19 protein-coding genes and 1 riboswitch are annotated in these 22,436 nt (G+C 37.8%); of the genes, 8 read left to right on the top strand and 11 right to left on the bottom strand.

The window, feature by feature from the left end:
• The first annotated feature begins 28 nt into the window (after positions 1-28).
• From DZB84_RS13070 to DZB84_RS13060, 3 genes are all read left to right on the top strand, one after another.
• Positions 29-721: a response regulator transcription factor gene (locus DZB84_RS13070; protein WP_116352704.1), complete on the top strand. Its 693-nt coding sequence runs from the start codon at positions 29-31 to the stop codon at positions 719-721.
• Positions 699-2,945 carry a sensor histidine kinase gene (locus DZB84_RS13065; RefSeq protein ID WP_116352703.1) on the top strand — a complete coding sequence of 749 codons (2,247 nt, stop codon included), beginning with the start codon at positions 699-701 and terminating at the stop codon, positions 2,943-2,945. Before DZB84_RS13070 ends, DZB84_RS13065 begins: the two co-directional genes overlap by 23 nt.
• Positions 2,946-3,026: 81 nt before the next feature.
• A complete protein-coding gene (locus DZB84_RS13060) occupies positions 3,027-3,563 on the top strand; it encodes an RNA polymerase sigma factor (RefSeq protein WP_116352702.1) in 537 nt (178 codons plus the stop codon).
• 49 nt (positions 3,564-3,612) lie between these two features.
• On the opposite strand, the gene DZB84_RS13055 is transcribed toward DZB84_RS13060, so the two are convergent.
• The gene (locus DZB84_RS13055; protein ID WP_116352701.1) at positions 3,613-4,785 is read right to left on the bottom strand and encodes a diflavin oxidoreductase; all 1,173 of its coding nucleotides are present in this window, start codon (positions 4,783-4,785) and stop codon (positions 3,613-3,615) included.
• Positions 4,786-5,142: 357 nt separating this feature from the next.
• Between DZB84_RS13055 and DZB84_RS13050 the strand changes: the two genes are divergently transcribed.
• Positions 5,143-5,922 (top strand): ABC transporter ATP-binding protein, encoded by a 780-nt coding sequence (locus DZB84_RS13050; protein ID WP_116352700.1) that lies wholly within the window; start codon positions 5,143-5,145, stop codon positions 5,920-5,922.
• A gap of 1 nt (position 5,923) precedes the next feature.
• Positions 5,924-7,570, top strand: a complete 1,647-nt coding sequence (locus DZB84_RS13045) for a hypothetical protein (protein ID WP_116352699.1) — start codon at positions 5,924-5,926, stop codon at positions 7,568-7,570.
• Positions 7,571-7,762: 192 nt separating this feature from the next.
• Here the strand turns inward: DZB84_RS13045 and DZB84_RS13040 are convergent, their stop codons facing one another.
• Both DZB84_RS13040 and DZB84_RS13035 read right to left on the bottom strand, forming a co-directional pair.
• On the bottom strand, positions 7,763-8,377 hold the full coding sequence (locus DZB84_RS13040; protein ID WP_223254449.1) for an Ltp family lipoprotein: 615 nt from the start codon (positions 8,375-8,377) through the stop codon (positions 7,763-7,765).
• A gap of 455 nt (positions 8,378-8,832) precedes the next feature.
• Positions 8,833-9,411 carry a hypothetical protein gene (locus DZB84_RS13035; protein WP_116352698.1) on the bottom strand — a complete coding sequence of 193 codons (579 nt, stop codon included), beginning with the start codon at positions 9,409-9,411 and terminating at the stop codon, positions 8,833-8,835.
• 201 nt (positions 9,412-9,612) lie between these two features.
• Here DZB84_RS13035 and DZB84_RS13030 point away from each other — a divergent pair, with 201 nt between their 5' ends.
• Both DZB84_RS13030 and DZB84_RS13025 read left to right on the top strand, forming a co-directional pair.
• Positions 9,613-10,662 (top strand): 2,3-butanediol dehydrogenase, encoded by a 1,050-nt coding sequence (locus tag DZB84_RS13030; RefSeq protein ID WP_116352697.1) that lies wholly within the window; start codon positions 9,613-9,615, stop codon positions 10,660-10,662.
• A gap of 208 nt (positions 10,663-10,870) precedes the next feature.
• On the top strand, positions 10,871-11,464 hold the full coding sequence (locus tag DZB84_RS13025) for a DedA family protein (protein ID WP_116352696.1): 594 nt from the start codon (positions 10,871-10,873) through the stop codon (positions 11,462-11,464).
• 51 nt (positions 11,465-11,515) lie between these two features.
• Here the strand turns inward: DZB84_RS13025 and DZB84_RS13020 are convergent, their stop codons facing one another.
• The 4 genes from DZB84_RS13020 to DZB84_RS13005 all read right to left on the bottom strand — a co-directional run bounded on the left by DZB84_RS13020 (position 11,516) and on the right by DZB84_RS13005 (position 14,755).
• A complete protein-coding gene (locus DZB84_RS13020) occupies positions 11,516-12,334 on the bottom strand; it encodes an alpha/beta fold hydrolase (RefSeq protein WP_116352695.1) in 819 nt (272 codons plus the stop codon).
• 118 nt (positions 12,335-12,452) lie between these two features.
• Positions 12,453-13,838 (bottom strand): LLM class flavin-dependent oxidoreductase, encoded by a 1,386-nt coding sequence (locus tag DZB84_RS13015; protein WP_116352694.1) that lies wholly within the window; start codon positions 13,836-13,838, stop codon positions 12,453-12,455.
• A gap of 20 nt (positions 13,839-13,858) precedes the next feature.
• The gene (gene ssuE / locus DZB84_RS13010; protein ID WP_116352693.1) at positions 13,859-14,410 is read right to left on the bottom strand and encodes an NADPH-dependent FMN reductase; all 552 of its coding nucleotides are present in this window, start codon (positions 14,408-14,410) and stop codon (positions 13,859-13,861) included.
• A 165-nt stretch (positions 14,411-14,575) separates the two neighbouring features.
• Positions 14,576-14,755, bottom strand: coding sequence for a YezD family protein (locus DZB84_RS13005; protein ID WP_116352692.1), 180 nt, complete (start codon positions 14,753-14,755; stop codon positions 14,576-14,578).
• Between the two features lie 134 nt (positions 14,756-14,889).
• Positions 14,890-14,990: riboswitch (SAM riboswitch) on the bottom strand.
• A 970-nt stretch (positions 14,991-15,960) separates the two neighbouring features.
• On the opposite strand from DZB84_RS13005, the gene DZB84_RS13000 reads away from it, so the two are divergent.
• Positions 15,961-17,676, top strand: a complete 1,716-nt coding sequence (locus DZB84_RS13000; protein WP_116352691.1) for a choice-of-anchor I family protein — start codon at positions 15,961-15,963, stop codon at positions 17,674-17,676.
• Between the two features lie 146 nt (positions 17,677-17,822).
• Here the strand turns inward: DZB84_RS13000 and DZB84_RS12995 are convergent, their stop codons facing one another.
• The 4 genes from DZB84_RS12995 to DZB84_RS12980 form a co-directional block, all read right to left on the bottom strand.
• Positions 17,823-18,989, bottom strand: a complete 1,167-nt coding sequence (locus DZB84_RS12995) for an SH3 domain-containing protein (protein ID WP_116352690.1) — start codon at positions 18,987-18,989, stop codon at positions 17,823-17,825.
• Between the two features lie 157 nt (positions 18,990-19,146).
• The gene (gene wrbA, locus DZB84_RS12990) at positions 19,147-19,758 is read right to left on the bottom strand and encodes an NAD(P)H:quinone oxidoreductase (RefSeq protein WP_116352689.1); all 612 of its coding nucleotides are present in this window, start codon (positions 19,756-19,758) and stop codon (positions 19,147-19,149) included.
• 172 nt (positions 19,759-19,930) lie between these two features.
• Positions 19,931-20,785 carry a glycerophosphodiester phosphodiesterase gene (locus DZB84_RS12985; protein ID WP_116352688.1) on the bottom strand — a complete coding sequence of 285 codons (855 nt, stop codon included), beginning with the start codon at positions 20,783-20,785 and terminating at the stop codon, positions 19,931-19,933.
• 275 nt (positions 20,786-21,060) lie between these two features.
• Positions 21,061-22,428: an ABC transporter substrate-binding protein gene (locus tag DZB84_RS12980; protein WP_116352687.1), complete on the bottom strand. Its 1,368-nt coding sequence runs from the start codon at positions 22,426-22,428 to the stop codon at positions 21,061-21,063.
• Positions 22,429-22,436: the final 8 nt, after the last annotated feature.

The raw sequence follows: 22,436 nt of genomic DNA, 5'->3' as shown, positions 1-22,436 counted from the left end.
GAAAGCGGATTAGAAGGTTGGGTGAACAATGGATCATTATTTTGTGCTAGTTGTTGATGATGAAAAAGAGATTCGGGATGCGATTGAGATTTACTTAAAAAATGAAGGAATCACCGTGTTGAAGGCAAAAGATGGAGTCGAGGCATTGGAGATATTACATGAAAACCAGGTTCATCTGATTATTTTAGACGTGATGATGCCTAAACTGGATGGGATTTCGGCAACTTTTAAAATCCGGGAGACCCAAAATATTCCCATTATCATTTTAAGTGCAAAAAGTGAAGATACGGATAAGATTTTAGGACTCCAGGTTGGCGCTGATGATTATGTTACAAAGCCGTTCAACCCTATGGAGCTAGTCGCACGTGTAAAATCACAGTTGAGACGATATGTCACGTTTGGTACGTATGAAGGTGCCAACAAAGTGATTGACCTTAATGGTTTGACACTCGACAAGAATGCAAAAGAAGTAGCGGTTCACGGCGAGCCTGTGAAACTCACCCCAATCGAATATAAAATCGTTGAATTGCTTATGACCAACGCTGGTCGAGTGTTCTCAATCACTGAAATCTATGAACGGGTATGGAAAGAACCAAGCTATAACGCGGAAAATACGGTAGCAGTTCACATCCGGAAAATCCGTGAAAAAATTGAAATTGACGCAAAAAATCCTAGATATTTAAAGGTGGTATGGGGCATTGGCTACAAAATGGAAAGGTAAAATGACAATTGGTTTGATAGCTCTATTGTATACATTTGGTCTATGTGGTCTCTTGTCCGTAATCGCAAATGGCAATGATTATATCTACCAAGATTATTTTCACACTCCATACTTTCAAGATGAACTAGGTCAGTTCGCCGGTTATGTTAGCATGTATGAGCTTTATGATATGACCGTAGAGGAAGCCAAAGAATCAATAATCGTGACGGAAGAAGAAATCAACGAGCACCGCTATCGCTATGGCGACCTTCCCGAACAAATTGAGAACATTAACTTACAATACGAAGGACGAATTCAAGATGCCTTGAACGCGAACTACCAAGACATAGCTGATACATACATAGCTGAACGCGATCAAAAGATTGAAGACATTACAAAGAATTTCAAAAGCGATGACTATGTAAAAAACAAGATTATAAAGGAAAAAGAAAAAAGCATTGAGGAATTTTACAAAGCAAGAGAAGGTTACAAATCGCAATATGAAACATATAAAAAGAAGTTCATCTATTATTTTACTAATCCTACAACAGGAAAAGTTTATACCAATATTAAACGAACAAATGATGATTCCATTGAAACCGCTATGAGTGAGGAAAATACCTATTTTCTTAAGGATTACCCCATTACGAGGGAGCATTTTATTCATTTTAGTCCCTATCATGATTTCGAATTGCTCGAGTCGATTATTCCTTCTGATATTGGAATCCTTGAAGGTAATATTGCAGTACCAGTAACACTTTCTGCCTCAAACCCATTGATGATTCAATTTGACACCTATAAACGAAGTCAATTGATTTTACTCGTGACTGCAATAGCAAGCATCCTATCGTTCCTTATTTGCTATATTCTCGGTAAAAAGGTGCAAGCCGTCCGAACTGAAATCGAAAAATGGAGACCTTATTACAATAAGCTCCCCATTGATTCACGTGTAATCTTTTTTATTCTTTCAGGCTTAATCTCGATTTTCTGTCTATTTTATGTAGTAAACGAGTTCTATTTTATTCTTGACACTCTTAATCTTTATCGTTCAATTGAACCCGGGATCGTACTCATACTAGGTTCATGTTTTGTAGGTCTGACTTACGTGCAAGGAAAATACCTTTTTACAGAATTAAAGGATTGGCAAAACGTAAAAACTGAATGGGAAAATGGCCTTGTCAGCAAAGCAAAAAAAGAGATTATCGTCCTTTTGAAAAAAGGAAAGCAAAGCCTTAAGGACGCATTTTTAAATCAAAGTACTGGAACACAGTTTTTTGTCGTACTCGTCGTTGTCTTTAGTTTAGGTTTTGGAGTTGTTTTCATTTTTTTAAACCCCGTTTTTATCCTTTTTTATATGCTGTTTCTTGGGGTTGTAGGAATTCCACTTCTCATAACCCTAATAAAAAAGGTGGGATATTTTAATAAAATTGTCGAGAAGACAAATGAACTAGCCGCCGGAAAATTAGGAGAGGACCTACCTGTCAATGGGAAATCCGTGTTTGAAACACTAGCAGGTAATATTAATCTGTTAAAGCATGGCGTAAAAACATCTCAAAATGAACAAGCAAAAAGCGAACGGTTAAAGACGGAACTCATTACGAATGTAAGTCATGACCTCCGAACCCCGTTAACATCGATTATTACGTATACGGAATTAATGAAAACTCAGAATCTAACGGATGATGACCGCGCCGCCTATCTAGAAATCATTGACCGTAAGTCAAAACGCTTAAAGGTGCTTATTGATGATTTATTCGAAGTGTCAAAAATGGCTAGTGGAAATATTGAATTAAACTTGGAAAAGGTTGATCTCGTTCAACTTTTACAACAAGCACTAGCTGAACATGATGATACGATAAACACATCCAACCTACAATTCCGTGTGACAAACAGTGAGAAACCACTCTACGCACTTGTGGATGGACAAAAAATGTGGCGTGTATTTGATAACTTACTAGGAAACATCTTTAAATATTCACTTGAACATTCACGTGTTTATATTTCAACAGACAGAATTGCAGAACAAGCTATCATTACGTTTAAGAATGTATCAAAATATGAACTTAGTGAAAATAGCGACGAGCTTTTCGAACGTTTTAAACGTGGTGACACCTCACGACACACGGACGGTTCTGGTCTGGGTCTCGCCATCGCCCAATCCATCGTCGACCTCCACCACGGAAATCTCGAAATCGAAACAGACGGCGACCTTTTCAAAGTCAAAATCACATTGGCGCTCATGTAATGGGACAGAGGGACAGGTTCATTGACCCACGTTTTGTAGTGAATCTTCCTCTCTATCCTGTACCAAAGGGGGTGAATTTCTATGGAATTTTCAAAGATTTATCACGAATACAATACTCGGCTGTTTCGAATTAGTTATTCGATCACGAGGGATATCCATACAGCAGAAGATGTCGTTCACGAAACATTCATTAAAGCGATCAAAAAAATGGATACACTCGAAGACAAAAGTAAAATGGGAGCCTGGTTGTCTTCCATTGCAACAAGAACAGCAATTGATTTTGTTAGGATGGAGAGAAATAAGAAAGGGACCCCGATGGACCATGAATTAATCGAATGCCTAGGGAAAACAATGAAGCAAAATGTGGAAGAGGAAGTTGAAACGACCATTGTAATGGAGCAAATCCATCAAGCTACCCTGAAGCTGAAACAAGAATACCAGGACGTTCTCACTCTTAAAATATGGCATGGTTTACAAGAAAGCCAAATTGCCCACATCCTCAACCTTAAGCCATGCACGGTTAAAACAAGAATCTACCGGGCTAGGAAGGAATTGAGGGAATTTCTGAGTAAGTTGGAATTGTTCAATGACCCTGCCCCCCTTATAAACGATAGCTGAAAAGAAAATGCCCCTCACACATGGTGAAGGGCTATTTTCAAACTATATATTAATATACGTCACGTAGGTAACGTCCTTGTGTTTTCATGTCTTTTAAATAAGCTTCTGCCGCTTCTCTGTCCATGCCGCCTTCTTGTTCAATGATGGTAAGAAGAGCTTCGTTTACGTCTTTTGCCATATGGTCTTTATCTCCACACACATAGAAATAAGCACCATTGTCAATCCATTCGAATAATTCTTTGCTGTGCTCAAGCATCTTATGCTGTACATATACTTTTTGCTCTGTATCACGAGAGAATGCAGCATCAAGTTTGGTTAAAATTCCGTCTTGTTGGTATTTCTCTAATTCATTTTGATATAAGAAGTCAGTCGCCTCATGCTGATCTCCGAAGAATAACCAAGAACGACCTGTTGCTTTATTGTTAGCAAGTTCTTCGATAAATGAACGGAATGGCGCAATACCAGTTCCAGGTCCAACCATAATCACATCTTTATCAAAAGTCTCAGGTAAATGGAAGTGTTTATTCACTTGAACAAATACTGGAAGAGTATCACCTTCTTGAACACGTTCCGCACATTGAACGGAGCAAACTCCTTTGCGTTCACGTCCATGAGCTGTATAACGAACAGCACCGATTGTTAAATGAACCTCATTTGGATGTGCAGCTAAACTACTTGCAATGGAATAAAGTCTTGGTATCATTTTTCGTAATAAAGCTACGATTTCTTGAGCAGGAGCCTTCCATGGACCAAAATCACGTAACATATCAAGTAAGTCACGACCATCGCAATATTCTTTCACAGCCGCCGCGTCTTCCACAAGCTTTTGGAGCTTCTCGTTGTCTGTGAAGTCTGCTGCAGTTTGTAAAATCTTTCTTGAAAGTAACGTAATATCAAGGTACGTTTCCAGCGCTTCTTTAAGCGGCATGGACTCTCCTTGACGACCAACGGTTACGATTTCTTCTGCTTCCCACTTCATCTCTTCAAGTATGGCTGCAACTAATTCTGGATCATTGGTAGGCGCAATTCCAAGGGTATCGCCAGGAATGTATGAAAATCCTGATCCTTCTAATGATAATTCAATATGTCTGGTTTCCTTATTTGAACCTTCTCCATTTAAGTTTATGTTCTTAAGAACCTTTGCAGGAAATGGATTTGTTCTTGAATATGTTGCAGGAACAGGCTTTTTCGGATTTTTTTCATCATCTATAGTTCGTTGCATTTTTAAAAAACCTCCAACAATGATATATATATTAAGAATAACACATGTACAAGTTATCTAGCGTGTATTTTAGCACACTATTGGCATTTATTTATAATTTAACCATTACATCGCACATCTTTTTACATTACCCAATATATGTTACAACAAAAAAAGAACGAAATCCATTTGTAGGGTCATAGGAGCCACGGGGACGGTTCCTGTGGCTCCAACAGTTGCACGATGGCGGGACACTGTACCTGTCCCTTTGTCCCTTAACTACCTTAATCAGGATGAGAGGGTAGTTTTTTTATCTCTAAATTTAATTCTCTAAATATGGTAAAATAGGAAAAAACTAATAGTTATGGAGCTGATGGAATGACTGAAGCCATTGTGGAGATTGATAATTTACAAAAAAGGTATGGCAGCAAGTCTGTTCTTCAAGGGGTTTCCTTTACAGTAAATAAGGGCGAAATCATCGGATATATCGGACCAAACGGTGCGGGAAAAAGCACGACAGTAAAAATCATATTAGGAATTGAAGAAGACTTTCAGGGTGAAGTAAAGATTTTCAGCCAAAGTATTTTAGATGGCAATATGGAATACAAACAGAAGATTGGGTATGTGCCAGAAATTGCCGATGTCTATGACAGTCTAACCGGGCAAGAGTACCTCACTTTTATTGGTGAATTATATGGTCTTGACTATGATCTAGCTGACTATAAAGCCAAAAACCTAATGGAGTTGTTTGGAATTGGGGAGGTATATCATTCGAGAATCGCTTCCTATTCAAAAGGAATGCGACAAAAGCTCCTGATTATTTCAAGCTTATTACATAATCCTGAACTTCTCTTTTTTGATGAACCGATAAACGGACTTGATGCAAACAGTGTCATGGTTTTTAAAGAAATCATGGCGCAGCTGGCACAGCAGGGAAAAACCATTTTTTATTCTTCACATATCATGGATGTCGTTGAAAAAATAAGCAGTCGGATCATTCTTCTCCATGACGGAAAGATTGCGGCTGACGGAACATTCGAGGAATTAAAGGTACAAAATAAGGAAGGCTCTTTAGAAGGGATTTTCAACCAATTGACGGGATTCAACGAGCATACAGAACTTGCTTCACGTTTTGTATCCATTGTTGGTGAGGTGTGATATGCAGGACTTTCCTTCATTAAAACTACTGGATCGTTTTGAAAAAGTCTTTACTCGTTTTGGTATTGATTATCGAGTGATGCGGAAAATTCTACAGGCGAAACTCGTGATGGACCGACGTCGTGTGCCAACCATTTTCTCACAAAATAATAAAAAGGATAAAAGAGATAAAAATCATTATATGTTATCCTTGTGGATCTATGTTTTGTTCGGGCTCTTTTTAATTCCTTTTACCATTATGGGAGACAATTACCTTTTTCAAATGAGCCTTGTCTTTGGATTGATTATCTTTTTCTTAATGACCTCCATGATTTCTGATTTTTCGTCAGTGCTCCTAGATATTCGTGACAGAAATATTCTTTATCCTAAGCCAATTGATCGAAAGACTATCAGTGCGGCGAAACTCACACATATCGTGATTTATCTATCTTTGATGACGATTGCCTTGACGGGTCCTTCGATTGTTGCAGGACTTTTTAGACATGGTATTGTGTTTTTTCTTATTGCGCTTTTAAATGTCATTTTAATAGATTTATTGATTATTGCATTGACGGCGTTGATATATGTAATCATCCTTCAATTTTTTGATGGAGAAAAACTAAAGGATCTTATCAATTATGTCCAAATCGGCTTGTCCTTTTCGATAATGATTGGCTACCAGCTTCTCATCAGGTCCTTTGAAATTGTCGACCTGTCGATTAGCCTTGAACCAGCATGGTGGCATATCCTTGTTTTTCCTATTTGGTACGGTGTTATTATGGAGCTGTTCTTGAACGGAGGCTCTCAACCTTTTTATTTTTTACTAGCAGGGCTAGGTATCGTAGTTCCATTTGTTTCGATTTGGATATACGCAAAGCTTACTCCTTCATTTGAGAGAAATCTTCAAAAGCTTTCTCAACATAATAAAGGGAGAATAAAAAAACGTCTTAAGTTGGGAGAATCTTTTAGAAAGTTTATTTGTCCAACAAAAGAGGAAAGAGTTTTCTATCAGTTTTCTAGTCTCATGCTTAAAAATGAAAGAGAGTTTAAATTAAGGGTCTATCCTTCTTTAGGATTTTCTATCGTAATCCCTTTTATTTTTTTATTCACATTTATGGATGATTTTAGTTTGCAGTCTTTTAACCTGATTAGAGAAGGCAAATCCTATTTGAATATCTATTTTAGCTTGTTGATGATGCCAACTGTTATCATCACGCTAAAGTACTCAGGAACGCATAAAGGAGCTTGGGTATATAAGCTCACACCTTTAAAAAACCTAAAACCTATTTTTAGTGGAACGATGAAGGCTTTTATTGTAAATCTATATATGCCCATTTATTTCATACTCTGTATTGTGTTTATTCCTATTTACGGAGTAAGGATTATTCCTGACCTGATACTTGTCTTTGTTAGTGCGATGATCTATGCAGTGATTTGCTTTTCCATTTTGGAAAAATCCCTTCCTTTTTCCAGGTCGTTTGAAACCTATAGTTCAGGCAATGGAGCCATTATTTTTATGCTAATGCTTGTAGCCGGTCTCTTTGCTGGACTGCATATAATCAGCATGCTTTTTCCATATGGACTCTATATTTATCTTGCCCTAGCCGTACTGACTTTGCTTTTACTATGGAGAAAAGTTTTCAATGTTTCGTGGGAAAAGGTAGAGTAAAGGTCTAAAGCGACTAATATTAACTTTGTATCATTGATATGTTTTCTCAATTGTAGATGTCATAAAAAGAATACTATAAAGCAGAGGTAATGTTCCTCTGCTTTACTATTTATTGCATCATTTTTAAAACCGAAGAGCGAACTACTCAGAATAGTTATATTGCTTTTTAAAATACCCCCTTCCCTTCACTTTTTAAAGCCCGATTTGTTCAACTGCATATGTCGAATCCTCTTGGCTGTGCCCTTCATACATCAATTGGTCAATTAAACCTTGCCTTGACATTGGCATTGTGTCATTGTAATTTTTGGCATGTCTCACCGCTTGTTCTCTCCAATCTACTTCAATATGATCAACTGCAAAAGTGGCATCCTCTGTGGAATATCCTTCATATTCTAATTGTTCAATAAGACCAGTCTTTGAAAATGGCATTGTCGAAATATAGTTTTCGGCATGACGAATAGCATTTTGTTGTGAAACCGTTAATTGAGGTTCTTCTTTCACTTCTTCTTTAGGTTGTTCGGGTTCTTCTTTTACTGGTTCTTCTTTCTCTTCAACTTCAGGTACTACTTCCTCTTCCGTTGGTTCTTCTTGCTCAACTTCGTCTTTTTCTGTTTCTGTTATTGGGGATTCTGCTTGATCAGTTTCAGACGGCTCACCACTAAATGATAGAGCAGCGATTAACAATACAAAACATACACCTGTTATAATAAAGTTCCTCTTCGTTTTCTTAGACTTCCTAAATGCCCCAACAATACCTAAGATAAGAAATACAATCATTCCTACAAAACTGATTAAGCCGATAAACATAGCCAATACAATCATCTCCATTTGCATAGTTTATTATCTAAAAAGTGGAACACTTATGGATTCCTGTAACTAATTACAGTGGATACCCCTCCTGCATTAGAATGTTCCTTTTTAATTTGAAATACTCACTTTTCACAACAAGGAGAACTCAATACCATTATTATTAGGAACTTTTTCATAATTAATCACTCCTTTAAATGAATCTTTAATCTCTAATAGCCTCGGCAAACTTTTCACTTCTCCTCTAAGTATTTTTTACTATTTATTCTTGATTTCTGGCGAATTAAAGCGAAGATAAATGAATTGTTTCCAAACAAAAAACGCTTAGAAAAAATCTAAACGTTTGTTTGCTAATTACTAAGGTATTACATCCACTAAAGTAGATGGTAAAAATATGTACTTTGATATGTTATTTCCCATTAACCAAACCCGTTACTTTCGACATGAGGGGAGGATTATTGGATAGATTTCCTCTTTTTCAGATATAGTAGAATGAATAGAATGACAAAAGCGGCTACAATTAAAAATAAGGGAAAGTTTAGCTTATCATGATGTTTGACATTTGTTATTTCAAATGTCTTTGTCGGCGTTTCTTTGAGAAATTCTTCGAAAAAAGCATTTTTTTCGTCATCCCGCTCCTCAATTTTTCCGTCCAACACTTCTATCATGCCATTCGGTCCACCTACCGGAAGAAGTAATTTACCATTCTCACTTTCTTCTAAAAATAAAAGAAACACGCCACCCCTATCTTGGAATTCCTCTGCCCAACCTACATCATAAGGATCAATACCTACCGTTAACGGGCTCGTAACATCCCCTTTATACACACTACTAACCTTGAATACTCGCCCTCGAAAAACGGACTCACCACGTTTTGGCTTGCTGGAAAAGTCATACTGCCCCATCACAATTACTTCTGCACGATCGAGTACCTCTTGTAGCTCTAATTCCGCCCAACTTGTGGCCGAAACGCTAGTTACTACTAAAAATAAAAATGAACAGGTTAACAAAATGGCACGAGCTAAAATACGCATGAAGCACCCCTTTTTCTTTTTTAGACGTGATTTTATCTTAATAAGTTTCATTCATAATGGAACCACAAGAACCGTCCCTTTGGTCGCTTTGTGAAAAAGTTCACAAAGTTTTAATACTCTTTTCATTTTTTTCACAAAATGAATGTTATGCTGATATTGTATTTGAGAATCTACTATTCTATTTTTGAAAGGTTGAGGATCATGAAAGCACTTAGATGGTACAAGGCAAAAGATTTACGTTTAGAAAACATTCAAGAACCAAAAGCGAAAAAAGGTGAGGTAAAACTCAAAGTAGAATGGTGCGGAATCTGTGGAAGTGATTTACACGAATATACAGTAGGGCCTATCTTTATTCCAGCTGAAACTCCGCATCCGCTAACCGGCGATAAAGCGCCAATTGTAATGGGACATGAGTTCTCAGGTCAAGTGGTTGAAATTGGTGAAGGCGTTACAAGGGTACAGGTTGGTGACCGTGTTGCAGTTGAGCCAATCTATTCTTGCGGGGAATGTGAGGCTTGTAAACAAGGGAAATATAACCTTTGCGATAAAATGGGATTCTATGGCCTTTCTGGAGGCGGTGGAGGATTTTCTGAATTTGCTTCTGTTCCTGAGCATATGTTACATAAGCTTCCTGAAACAGTATCCTATGAACAAGGAGCACTTGTTGAACCAGCCGCTGTTGCCCTTCATGCGGTGAAACAAAGCAAGCTTCAAGTAGGGGATAAAGCTGCCGTATTCGGAACAGGTCCAATCGGTTTATTAGTAATCGAGGCCCTCAAAGCTGCTGGGGCAACCGAAATCTATGCTGTAGAGCTTTCTGAACAACGAAGACAAAAGGCAGAAGAACTAGGGGCAATTGGAATTAATCCACATAACGGTGATGTGGTAGAGCAAATCCAACAGCTTTCAAACGGTGGAGTTGACGTTGCTTATGAAGTTACCGGGGTACCGCCTGTCTTGGTACAAGCTATAAACTCTACAAAATACAATGGTGAGACCATGATTGTCAGCATTTTTGAAACAGAGGCCTCTATCCACCCACAAAATATCGTAATGAAAGAACGTACAGTAACAGGCATTATCGGATATCGAGATGTATTCCCTGCCGTTATTAGTTTAATGGCTAAAGGATATTTTCCAGCAGAAAAACTAGTAACAAAACGCATTACACTTGATGACGTCGTTACTGAAGGATTCGAAGGTCTTCTTAAAGAAAGAAATCACATTAAAATCCTAGTAAAAGCTGAATAACGCTATGAATGAGCCAATAGATCATGAACCACTGACTATTGGCTCATTCTTTTAGAGCTTAAGATGAATAAAACATGTTACGTTTACATCCCTCTTTTTAATAGAGTATGATAGGCTTAGGAATTATGTTACGATGTTGTCATTCAATAGTCCTAGCGGCACCAGTTAAACTGCCCGTGTACAACGTATTTGGAAAGGGATATTTAATATGGGAGAGCAATTTTATTATTTATTGGAGCATTATGGGTATTTTGGCTTAATTATTGTATTGGCTGCAGGGATCATTGGATTGCCACTCCCTGATGAAATTCTACTTACATATGTGGGATACACTGTTTATCAAGGTAAAATGTCATATTCCCTTTCTTTAGTAAGCGCTTCGATTGGATCAATTATTGGTATCACTATCAGCTATTTTTTAGGAATCAAATTAGGCATTCCGTTTCTGCGGAAATTTGGACCTAAACTTCATCTAACCGAAAAAAGAATTCAAACAACAAGCAAGCTTTTTAATAAATTCGGACCGTATTTATTATTTATCGGTTATTTTATACCTGGTGTTCGTCATATTACAGCTTACCTTGCAGGATTAAACTATTTAAACTTTAAAAGATTTGCCATATTCGCATACTCCGGGGCTATCTTTTGGGGCTTTACATTTATTACATTAGGACATGAATTAGGTAAGAATTGGATGAAGGTTGAAATGATGATGAATCACTACATCATTTACGTAATCGGGTTTGCAATCATTATTGTTCTGGGAGCTGTCTATTTAAACCGAAGGAAGTTGGTAAGATAAAAAGGGACAGATTCCTTGGTCAAGGGACCACAGGAACCGTCCCTGTGGTCCCTAATTTTCATCCAAAAAGTCTTGGACAATCTCATTAAATTTTTCTTCATGCTCCCAAAACATCATATGGCCTCCTAGTACTTTTACTTGAGATTCAGGCGTTAGTTGGTTTGTGTATTTTGCTGCAATATCCGCCCAGTGCTCCGCGACAATCGTTAAAGTAGGGACAGCTTTACTAGCCTTTTTTGCTTCCTCTCGATAATCAGAAAACATACCTGATGCAAATAAATTACCTGCGATGTAGTATGGCGTTTTCAATGATTGCTCTACTAGCCAGGTTAACTCTTCTTTCTCAAGCTCTCTTTGCACCATAACTTGAGTGATATAGCTTGTTATGAACTCGCGATGCCCTGCTGAATTACGTAAATAAGCATTGTAAATGGCTGCAATATCATCTAGCTTCCCTTCCACCCAATCATCATTGACAGATAAGGATTTAGGCGGCATATCTACAAATATTAAAGATTTAATATGATCAAAGCCATTTTGCTTTACATACTCCCAAACCGTAAAACAACCAAACGAACAGCCCACAAGTGTTGCAGTTTTCACATTTAATGCTTGGAGAACCGCAGTTAAATCAGCTCCGTGTGTAACATAATCATTTCCATGAAGAGAGATAGTCGATCTTCCGTGACTTCTTGGATCAATCACAATGACTCGGTTCGTTTTTGAAAAATAGTCAATTTGCTTTGAAAAAACCTCCGTTGTGAATGTGAAGCCAGGGATGAAAACAAGGGGTTCTCCTTCCCCTACATCTTGGACGAATAGTTCGACCCCTGAATCGACTTCAATATATTTCCCATCAATAAAACCCATCAATATCCCCCCTATAGTAAACTGTTAAACACTATATTCATCAATTTATCTATTAATTCCTCTTAAAAGAGACATTTAGAAAAGCCTTCTTTGATGGTGAAGGCTTTTCTAGTTTGTATTACTTTACTGCTAAGGCTGCAGTTTTTGAGTACTGTTTTCCTGGATGATGGGCAGGCAATTGGCTGCCTTGACCAAATAGGCTATCTCTTAATGTGTCGCCCTCGTATTCTTTTCGGACCAGACCTCTTTCTTGTAAAACCGGCACAACGAGTTCTATGAAATCTTTAAATGTACCAGGAGTAATCGCATATGCAATGTTAAATCCATCTACTCCAGTATCTTTTACCCAACTTTCCAAATCATCTGCAACCTGTTCTGGACTTCCAACCGTGACCGGACCCAATCCACCAATTCCCGTGTATTTTTTTATTTCATCGATCGTCCAATTTTTACCCGAATCAATTCTAGTAAAGTTTTCAACTGTCGATTGAATCGCATCATTTTTGACAAACTTAAGATTTTCATGGGGACCATATTCTGAAAAATCAATTCCAGTCCATCCCCCAAGTAGTGCGAGTGCCCCTTCATAGCTCACATGATTTTGATATTCATTGTACTTTTCACGTGCTTCCTCTTCAGTTCGACCCACGATTGGAGTAATACAAGTAAGAATTTTTATTTCCTCTGGTGCCCTACCTGCCTTTATTGCCTCTTCACGGAGTTTTTTTACAGAATGCCTAGCAGCGTTTTTAGTCGGTGCCCCAATAAAGATTAGCTCTGCATTTTGACCAGCAAAAGCGCGACCCTTTGTGGAAGTTCCTGCCTGATAGAGTACCGGCGTTCTTTGTGGAGAAGGCTCACATAGGTGGGAACCTGGGACTTTAAAATATTTGCCCTCATGGTTGATATCATGGACCTTACTTGGGTCTGCAAAAATTCGATTCTGTTTGTCTACTAAAACTGCATCATCCTCCCAGCTACCTTCCCATAACTTATAGCAAACTTGTAAATATTCTTCAGCAATATCGTACCGTTCATCATGTTTAATTTGGTCTTCCAATCCCATATTCACCGCGGCGCTTTTTAAGTAAGAAGTGACAATATTCCAACCGACACGCCCCTTTGTAATATGATCCAGCGTCGACATCCTGCGAGCAAATGTATAAGGATGCTCATGTGTGACAGATGCCGTAACTCCGAATCCTAAATGCTTTGTCACCGCTGACATTAATGGCACAACAAGAGACGGGTCATTTACAGGTGTTTGGGTACCCTGACGGATAGCGGCATCTCTAGAGCCTTGATACACGTCATACGGCCCCAGTACATCTGCTAGAAAAATCGCATCGAATCGACCCTTTTCTAGAAGCTTTGCTAGTTCTATCCAATATTCACTATCTTTATAGCGGTGTGATTGATCCTCTGGATGTGTCCACAGACCTGGAGATTGATGGCCCACACAGTTCATATCAAATGCATTTAAATAAATTCTTTTCTTTGCCATTGTTATTAGCTCCTTTTTTATTAATGTTTTAAAGCAAAAGCTTTATTCTGATTGACTGCTTCAACAAAGTAATAAAGCTCTTTTTTCAATCTTTCTAACACATTTACATCTGTAATAGGGGTAACCACTTGTGTTTTATCGATTTGGCAATCTTGGAAGTAAACTCCCTGCAGGCTTTGCCCCTTTAATGCGGCCAATAATGGTTTGAGGCTGAAGTCAATTGCTAGTAAATGCGCTTGGCTTCCGCCTGTCATAATTGGCAAAACGGTTTTTCTTGCTAACACATCTTGTGGCAGCAAATCTAGTACAGCTTTCAGCACTCCTGTGTACGCTGCCTTGTAAACGGGCGATCCTACAATCACACCTTCTGCCCCTTGGATTAATGAAGTTAGATCCTTAAGGGCTGGACTATCAAACTTCAGATTAAATATGTCATCAGAAGGAATATCTCTCACGGATACATATGTGATTGTAAAACCTTCCTGTTTAAGCTTTTTCCCTACAAACTGTAGAACCAAATCTGTTCTAGAACTTTCTGAAGGACTTCCCGATAAAATAACGATTTCGCTCATTTTGATCTTCCTTTCTCCTTTTTATTGAAATCATTTTCTTATAAGTTTTTGAACATCAACCTCCCCCTTCCAAAGAAAAAAGGAAATAAAAAAGACATCTTTATTCAAAACGTCAATCATGGACGCTTTGAAAATAAAGATGCCTTTAGTGGTCTAATCGGCAAATTACTTTTTCGTGGTTTGTTTTTGGGATGATGTGGGTTTTTGTAATGTAAAACGCTTCTTTTCCGTCGCATCAATTTGCGTGATTTCCCCATTGTGGACGGTAATCACAACAGATCCAAATTCCAGGTTCTCCAAGGTTGATAAAATATGTGTCACTTTGGATTCATCAAGTTTTGCCATGTCACTCCTCCTTGTAAAAGATGTAGATCATTTCATTGCCACTGGTTGACCAGTATGGCAAATATTCATTTTGGCCAAAATAAAAACCCTCTTCTAACAAGAAGAGGGCATACATGCATAGTTCAAATACACTCTTCTTATCTTTCAAGCTTAACGCTTGCTGGAATTGGCACAGTACATAATGTCTGTTGCCGAGGCTTCGTCGGGCCAGTCCCTCCGCCTCTCTGGATAAGAATCAATAGGTAATTAAGTTGTTGTTTGTTGATATTAAATTACATGGAATTTTACATTCTGTCAATCACTTTATCCAAAAATTTTTAAAAGAGGGAACTTTTAGTTATTTAGTCATAGTTCGTTCATGAGTTTGAGTATGATGATAGAACCCTTGGCACATAAACACTTTTTATATTTGGAGTTTTGGAGATTATTGGTAAAACTAACAGTTTATACACTATTTATATGCGGACTATTGGATATTACTGGTAATACCCATTGCTTATACACCATTTATGTATAGACTTTTGGAGATTTCTGGTAATAACCATTGCTTTTACACCATTTTTGCATAGACTTCTGGAGATTACTGGTAATACTCATTGCTTATACACCATTTTCACATAGATTTTTGGAGATTTATGGTAATACTCATTGCTTATACACCATTTTTGTATAGACTTCTGGATACTACTGGTAATAACCATTGCTTATACACCATTTATGTATAGGCTTTTGGAGATTACTGGTAATACTCATTGCTTATACACTCTTTATGTTCAGACCTTTGGAGATTACTGGTAACACTCAATGCTTATACATGCTTTATGTTCAGACTTTTGGAGATTACTGTAGTACTCATAACTTAAGCACAAAAATCTTTTACTTTCTCTAACAAAGTCTATTTACAGTTCAAGTTTTCCTTTCCCATCAATTACTTCAAACGGTATAGATAAACTTATGTATTTCCACTTTAATATGTTTCTATAAAATAGTTCATTTCAATTAATTTAGATTTCCTCTACGAAAAAATAGAGTAAGAATAGCAAAGTCAATTGTTCACGTTTCTCTTCACCCTTACAATCTTTTAACAAGGAATCTAAACATTCTTAACATATACTAAATACTCTTGAAATATTGCTAGGTTACTATTTTTATAACTGTCGAGTTATCTTGGATTTAGGCAGAAATTAAAACGTGGAGGCAAATAGATGAAGAACCATACAAAGCTTAAAATGTTCAGTAAAATTCTTTTAGCCGGGTTTTTAATAAGTTCAGTAAGCCCAATTAACAGTAACCTTGCACATGCAAAAACGGACATTCCTAATTCAAACGGAATTAAAAAAATTGCAGGTTATAGTATGGGTGTAACCAATGAGGATGGCGGGGTTGCTGAAATTGTTAAGTATAATGCTGCCAACCAAAAATTTTACGCGATTAATGGTCATGGACAGACAATTGATATTGTGAGTCTTAAAGAATTAGCATCTACAGGCACTGTACAAGAACTGCAAAAAGAAAAATCTATTAACATTGCAGACGTCGTGAACTCCGATACGTTTACATATGGAGACTTAACAAGCATTGATATTAATAGCCCTCAGAATATAATTGTTGCAGCCGTTCAAGAAGCGGATTATACCAAAAACGGAAAAATTGTTGTCATGAATCAAAATGGGGAAGTTCAAAAAACGTTTGATGCAGGTGTACAACCTGACATGGTTAAAATCACATCAAATGGAAAGTATATTTTATCAGCAAACGAAGGGGAACCCCGTGAAGGTCTTAATGCGAAGGACCCCGAAGGATCGATTACAATTGTTGACACTACTTCTGGGAAAGTTACACAGCTCACTTTTGATGATACAAGTGTGATTGATGATGATGTGCATATTCGTAACAATGGTACAAAAGAAGATGCCCGTAGAGATTTTGAACCTGAATACATCGCTATTTCAAAAGATAACCGAAAAGCATATGTTACCCTACAAGAAAATAATGCCATTGCTACTATTGATATTAAAAAAGGCAAAGTTCTATCTGTTAAATCTCTTGGTTATAAAGACCATTCCATGTCAGGAAATGAATTGGATGCAGTCAGAAATGGTAAAATCGAATTTGAAAGACTTCCAATTTTAGGAGCTTATATGCCAGATGGAATTGCACATGTAACTATTCGTGGCGTCGATTATCTTATTACAGCTAACGAAGGCGATGCCACAGAGTGGCCTGAGGATGACTCAACTTTTATCAATGTCGAAGATTTTAAAGTTGTAAAAAATAATATTACACTTAACACAAGTCTGTTTAAAGGAATGACCGCAGAAGAAGCACAGACTGCATTTGATAGAATGAAAGCTTCAACTGACTATGATAAGCTTGAAGTATTAACAGATCGTGGAAATGATGCCATTTATACATTAGGAGGACGCTCTTTCTCGATTTGGAATGCAGATACAATGGAACTTGTCTACGATAGTGGTAGTGATTTCGAAACGATCACAGCGGAACTTTTACCAGAAGGTTTTAACTGGTCTAACGACGATGACGCGTTTGAGAAGCGCAGTTCCAAAAAGGGACCTGAGCCTGAAGATGTGAAAGTTGGTATGATTGGAAATCAAGTATATGCATTTGTAGGACTTGAAAGAATTGGTGGAGTCATGACCTACAACATTACCGCCCCACAGAATCCGCAGTTTGCAAACTATATTAATACTAGAGATTTTTCGCAAGCGATAGCTGGTGATGTAGCACCTGAAGGACTTGAATTTATTGCCCATAATGAAAGTCCAACTGGAAACCCACTCGTTTTAGTTGGTAACGAAGTAAGCGGCACTGTTTCTGTTAATGAAATTCATGTAAAAAATGAAAAACATAGCAAAACACACCCTGTAAAGAATAGCAACGATGCAAGCAAACTTAAATAAAGAATAGATTTTTCTAAAAGAAGCTTAATTTCTCAATCGGGAAATTAGGCTTTTTAATTGGTTAAATAGTTCTATTCCCTCAAAAAAAAGGGTCTGCCGCTGTGACTGTTTTACTGTCACAAGGATCAGACCCTTTCATTAGCAGTTTAGTATTTGTTCAGCTCTTGTACCGGAGTCTGAAGAATAACAGGATTTTTTGCGGGATCTAACCACTTCAAAAGTTTAATTACATTCGCTTCCGATGTTGCAGTACACCCCAATGTATAACCACTGCCAACATGGAAGAATATCGCACTTCCTTTATAGGGAGTTCTCTCTGTATTGTAGTTGATCACAAATCCATAGGTATATAGACGATGCATCATATTCTCTGCGTTTTTCCACTGACCTTGGGTTGCATTTCTTGACTGCCAGGAGTTGTAAAGTGGGGACTCTGGATCATCTACCCATACATCATCATTTGTTATGTTTCGAAATGGTAACTTTGTACCCGGATTTCCTTTTTGTCCAAAAGCTGTTCCGATCGTATATTTTCCTACAGGTGATTTACCATCGCCTTCTTTTTTGTTGGCTGTGAAGCCATTTTTCCCGATATAGCCAGTTGTGTTCAGGAACAGATTCCACTTTCCACTTTCATCCTTCTCAAACGCTTGAATCGTTGCCCGATTGGTGTTGTATCCATTCGTAGTTACGAGAATAAGCTGTTGGTTTCCATTAACCGTTTTTAATGTATCAGCTATATTCCCACTTTTTTCAGGTTTCGTTACAGTAGTTGTAGATGGGGCCGGTGTAGCACCCACAACGCTTTTTTCACCAACAGGTTTTGTCTCGGATAAGTATTCACTATACACCCAGCCGGTTTTATCATTCATTTTCACTTTGCTCCAAGAATCTGTAACCTCACTAACGATAAGGGCTTGTCCTTGCGTAACAGCTATAACAACTGGATAATGCGTACCTGCCCCGCTACGCATGTTTAAAGAGCTAACATTAACATATTGGGTGACAGGCTTTTCTAAAATAGAAGAAGTGACAATAGTCTCATCCTCTGTCTTTTCTGTATCAACTTTTACCTTATTTTCTTTTTGAATTTCCTCGTTTACCGCTTCCTCACTTTTATTGGTAACTATTTCTTCCTCTTTTATATCCTCATCTATTTCGCCTGTTACTGGAGCAGACGTTGTTTTTTCTTCTTTTACCTTTTTGGTGGTTGCAACTGTATCGTTGCTCCCTATCGCAAATGTAATTGCAATTATTATTACAGCAATTATCAATGTTGTTATAATTCCGATTAGCTGTCTTTTCTTTTTCATGCTGTATCTATCCCCCTAATGAAAAACCACACAAATAATTATATTACGATAATAGCACCTAGAGGAATTGTCAATATTTTTCCAACTAAACATAATAAACCCCACAAAAAAAGAGACCCCGAATATACCACTACTCAAGGTCTCAAATTCATGTTTTTTATTGATTTGCTTTTTTCACCCATTCCGCTACTGTAACGGTACGTTTTGCTTGATGTTTCACTGCTGCTTGTACGTCTTCAATCATTTTTCCATCTTGACCAACTGTAACACTTGTTCCATACGGGTTTCCACCCGCTCCAAACAATACTGGATCTGTATAACCAGGAGCAGCAATAATTGCTCCCCAGTGCATCATACTTGTATATAAAGAAAGGATTGTCGCTTCTTGTCCACCATGTGGATTTTGAGCAGACGTCATCGCACTTACAACTTTATTAACTGTTTTTCCTGTAGCCCAAAGTCCACCTTGAGTATCAAGAAATTGTTTCATTTGTGAAGGCATATTTCCAAAACGTGTCGGAACACTGAAGATGATCGCGTCTGCCCATTCAATATCATCCGATGTGACCACTGGAACGTCCTTTGTTGCTTCAACGGTTGCTTTCCATACTTCATTTCCCTGGACGACAGACTCAGGAGCTAATTCCTGAACCTTTAATACTTTAACTTCAGCCCCAGCTTCTTTAGCTCCTTCTTCTGCCCATTTTGATAACTGATAATTTGTTCCACCCATACTATAAAAAATGACTGCTAATTTTACATTTGACAATTTTACATTCTCCTTTTTCGATGATATTTAATGGTAAAGTAACATCGCATCTCTTACCCATCCTATTATTTCTTATAATTTGCTTTAATATGCGGGACAGAGGGACAGGTTCGTTGTCCCAAAAGGCACAAAATGGGACGCAGTACCTGTCCCTGCGTCCCCTTTATCTTCTTTATACATACTTCATTTGTTGATTTCTTATCCGTATTGCCCTTTCAGGATAATCGGTAATAATTGCTTCGACTTGCAATCTTAGTAATTTTTCTATTTCATTTGGATCATTGACAGTCCAAACTCTTACTTTATCGTAAAGACCTTGCAAGCATGATCCGTAGTCCTCATTTGCCCGATTGTTAAGATAATGAATGACTTCAATTGGTAGATGCACTGGAAATTGTTTGCTTAATTGTAGTAGCTGTTGAAAAATTTCAGTCTTAGGTAAAAGAATGGACTTGTTTAAATGCAGTGCTTCCAGTTCTAACGTATTGATATAATCGTACGGAAGGGAAATACTATTATTGAGTAACCATGCTATTTTGGCACTTGGATTAAGCTGCTTCATTCTTAAAATGGTCGGCAAATGGAACGAAGAATAAATCACCTTCCGATTTTTTGCGTATTGTTCAACGACATTTTGAACTTTCTCTTCAATTCCTTCATAAGGTACTGAACTTGTTTTTAATTCGATATTAAGTTCAATATCATAAGGAGCCAATAGTTCTAGAACCTCTTTTAATGTCGGTACCCGTTCTTTGTCCCAAGCTTCTTCATATTCACCAAAGTGAGTAAACGGTCTTCCGGCACTATATTTTTTGATTTCAGCTAAGGTTAAATTCATAATCCAACCTACTCCACTTGTTGTCCGGTCCATTGTTTCATCATGGATCACTACAACTTCCCCGTCTTGTGTCAAATGGACATCTAATTCCAACCCATCAACACCTTGCTCAATCGCTTTTTTAAAACTAAGTAACGTATTTTCTGGATAAATCCCCTTTGCTCCACGGTGGCCATAAATTTTCGTCATGATAAATCTTCCCTCCCTTATATATTTAATGAAGGCTATTTTCGTAAACTTTGTTGTTATTTATGTCGGTGATTTCCGCTTCAGGCGGACGCTTTCTGCGGGCGTGACTTGAGCCTCCTCGTCGCTGTCGCTCCAATCAACTAGGTTGGTGCTTTTTTTCTAAAAGCAACAATCTTTTAGAAATGAGCCTTAACGAAAAAGCATATTATCCACATTTCTTGCGGTCCTTATTAAAAAATGGTGGGACACGGTACCTGTCCCCGTGTCCCATTTGATTACTTTGCTCTTGCTTTGTTTGCTTGTTCGATTGCTTTATTAAATTGGTCTACCGCTGTTTTATAGGCTTCATCGACAGAGCCGCCATTATAAACGGATTCAAGAGCTGTTTCCATGACTTTTCTTCCTTGTGGAAGCATATCCATTAACGCACCTTGCGTAGCAAATGATGATTTAGTTGCTTGTAATTGTTCAACTGTTACACGTAATTGTGGCTTTTCCTCATGTGCATCCTTTACGAGTTGTTCCTCATATGCATCTGGATTGATGGCAAAATAGCCTGTACCAACGTGCCATTTAGCCTGAACTTCAGGAGTTTGTAAATATTTCATAAATTCCCATGCTGCATTTGTTTCTGCTTCTGGTTTTCCATCGATCATCCAAAGACTTGCTCCCCCAATGACGACCCCTTCACGGTCCTTATTTTCAGGGTGTGGAAGGAAGGCAATCCCTACTTCAAAAGGAGCATTATCGATAACATCTCTTGCACTTGCTGAAGATTGTAAGAACATAGCAACATCTCCTGCTAAAAATCCAGCAACCATGTTATCTCCATTTGTTCCATAATTCGCAAAGGTACCGTTATCTACCATTCGTTTAACCCATTCAAAAATAGACTTTCCTTCTTCTTCTGTCCAGCCAATTTCAGTCGGTGTGTCAGAACGGCCATTGTCATTGTTCAGTAGTAATGCACCTTGGTTTGCTAATAATTGCTCCCATAACCACCCATAAGCTTGTAAAGCGAAACCTTTCATTTCAGGATTCGATTTAACAATTGCTTTACCTGCTGCTTCTACTTCTTCATAAGTTGCTGGAGGTGTTTCTGGGTCTAAACCAGCTGCAGTAAATGCATCCTTGTTGTAATACATAACGGGTGTAGACGAGTTAAACGGCATCGAATAAAACTTTCCATCTAATGAATAGTAATTAATAATGTTTTCTTCTAAACCACTCATATCGTACCCATCAGCATCTACTAATTCCTGAATCGGTTTGATATTTCCACTATTAATCATAGACATCGTTCCAATTTCGAACGTTTGAATCATAGTCGGTGCACTATCAGTGCCAGCAACAGCATTAAATTTTGTTAATGATTCATCGTAGGTACCTTGGTATTCTGCATTTACTTGAATCTCTTCTTGTGAATTATTGAAGTCTTCCACAATACTATTTAATGCTTCTTGTCCGGCTCCACCCATCGAGTGCCAGAATGTGACGGTCTGTTTTTCACTTTTTTCTTCAGTATCCGAGCCATTACCTGAGCCAGTGTTTTGGTCACCTTCTCCCGCTGTGGATTCACCGCCTGCACAAGCTGCTAATAGTAAAACGAAACCTAATGCAAGGATCATCATGATTTTTTTCATTTTTTTTG

The sequence above is a fragment of the Bacillus sp. HNG genome (assembly GCF_003400205.1).
Classification (GTDB): domain Bacteria; phylum Bacillota; class Bacilli; order Bacillales; family Bacillaceae_L; genus Ferdinandcohnia.
Note: the sequence above shows the minus strand (reverse complement) of the source record. Positions and strands in the feature narration are given on the sequence as shown.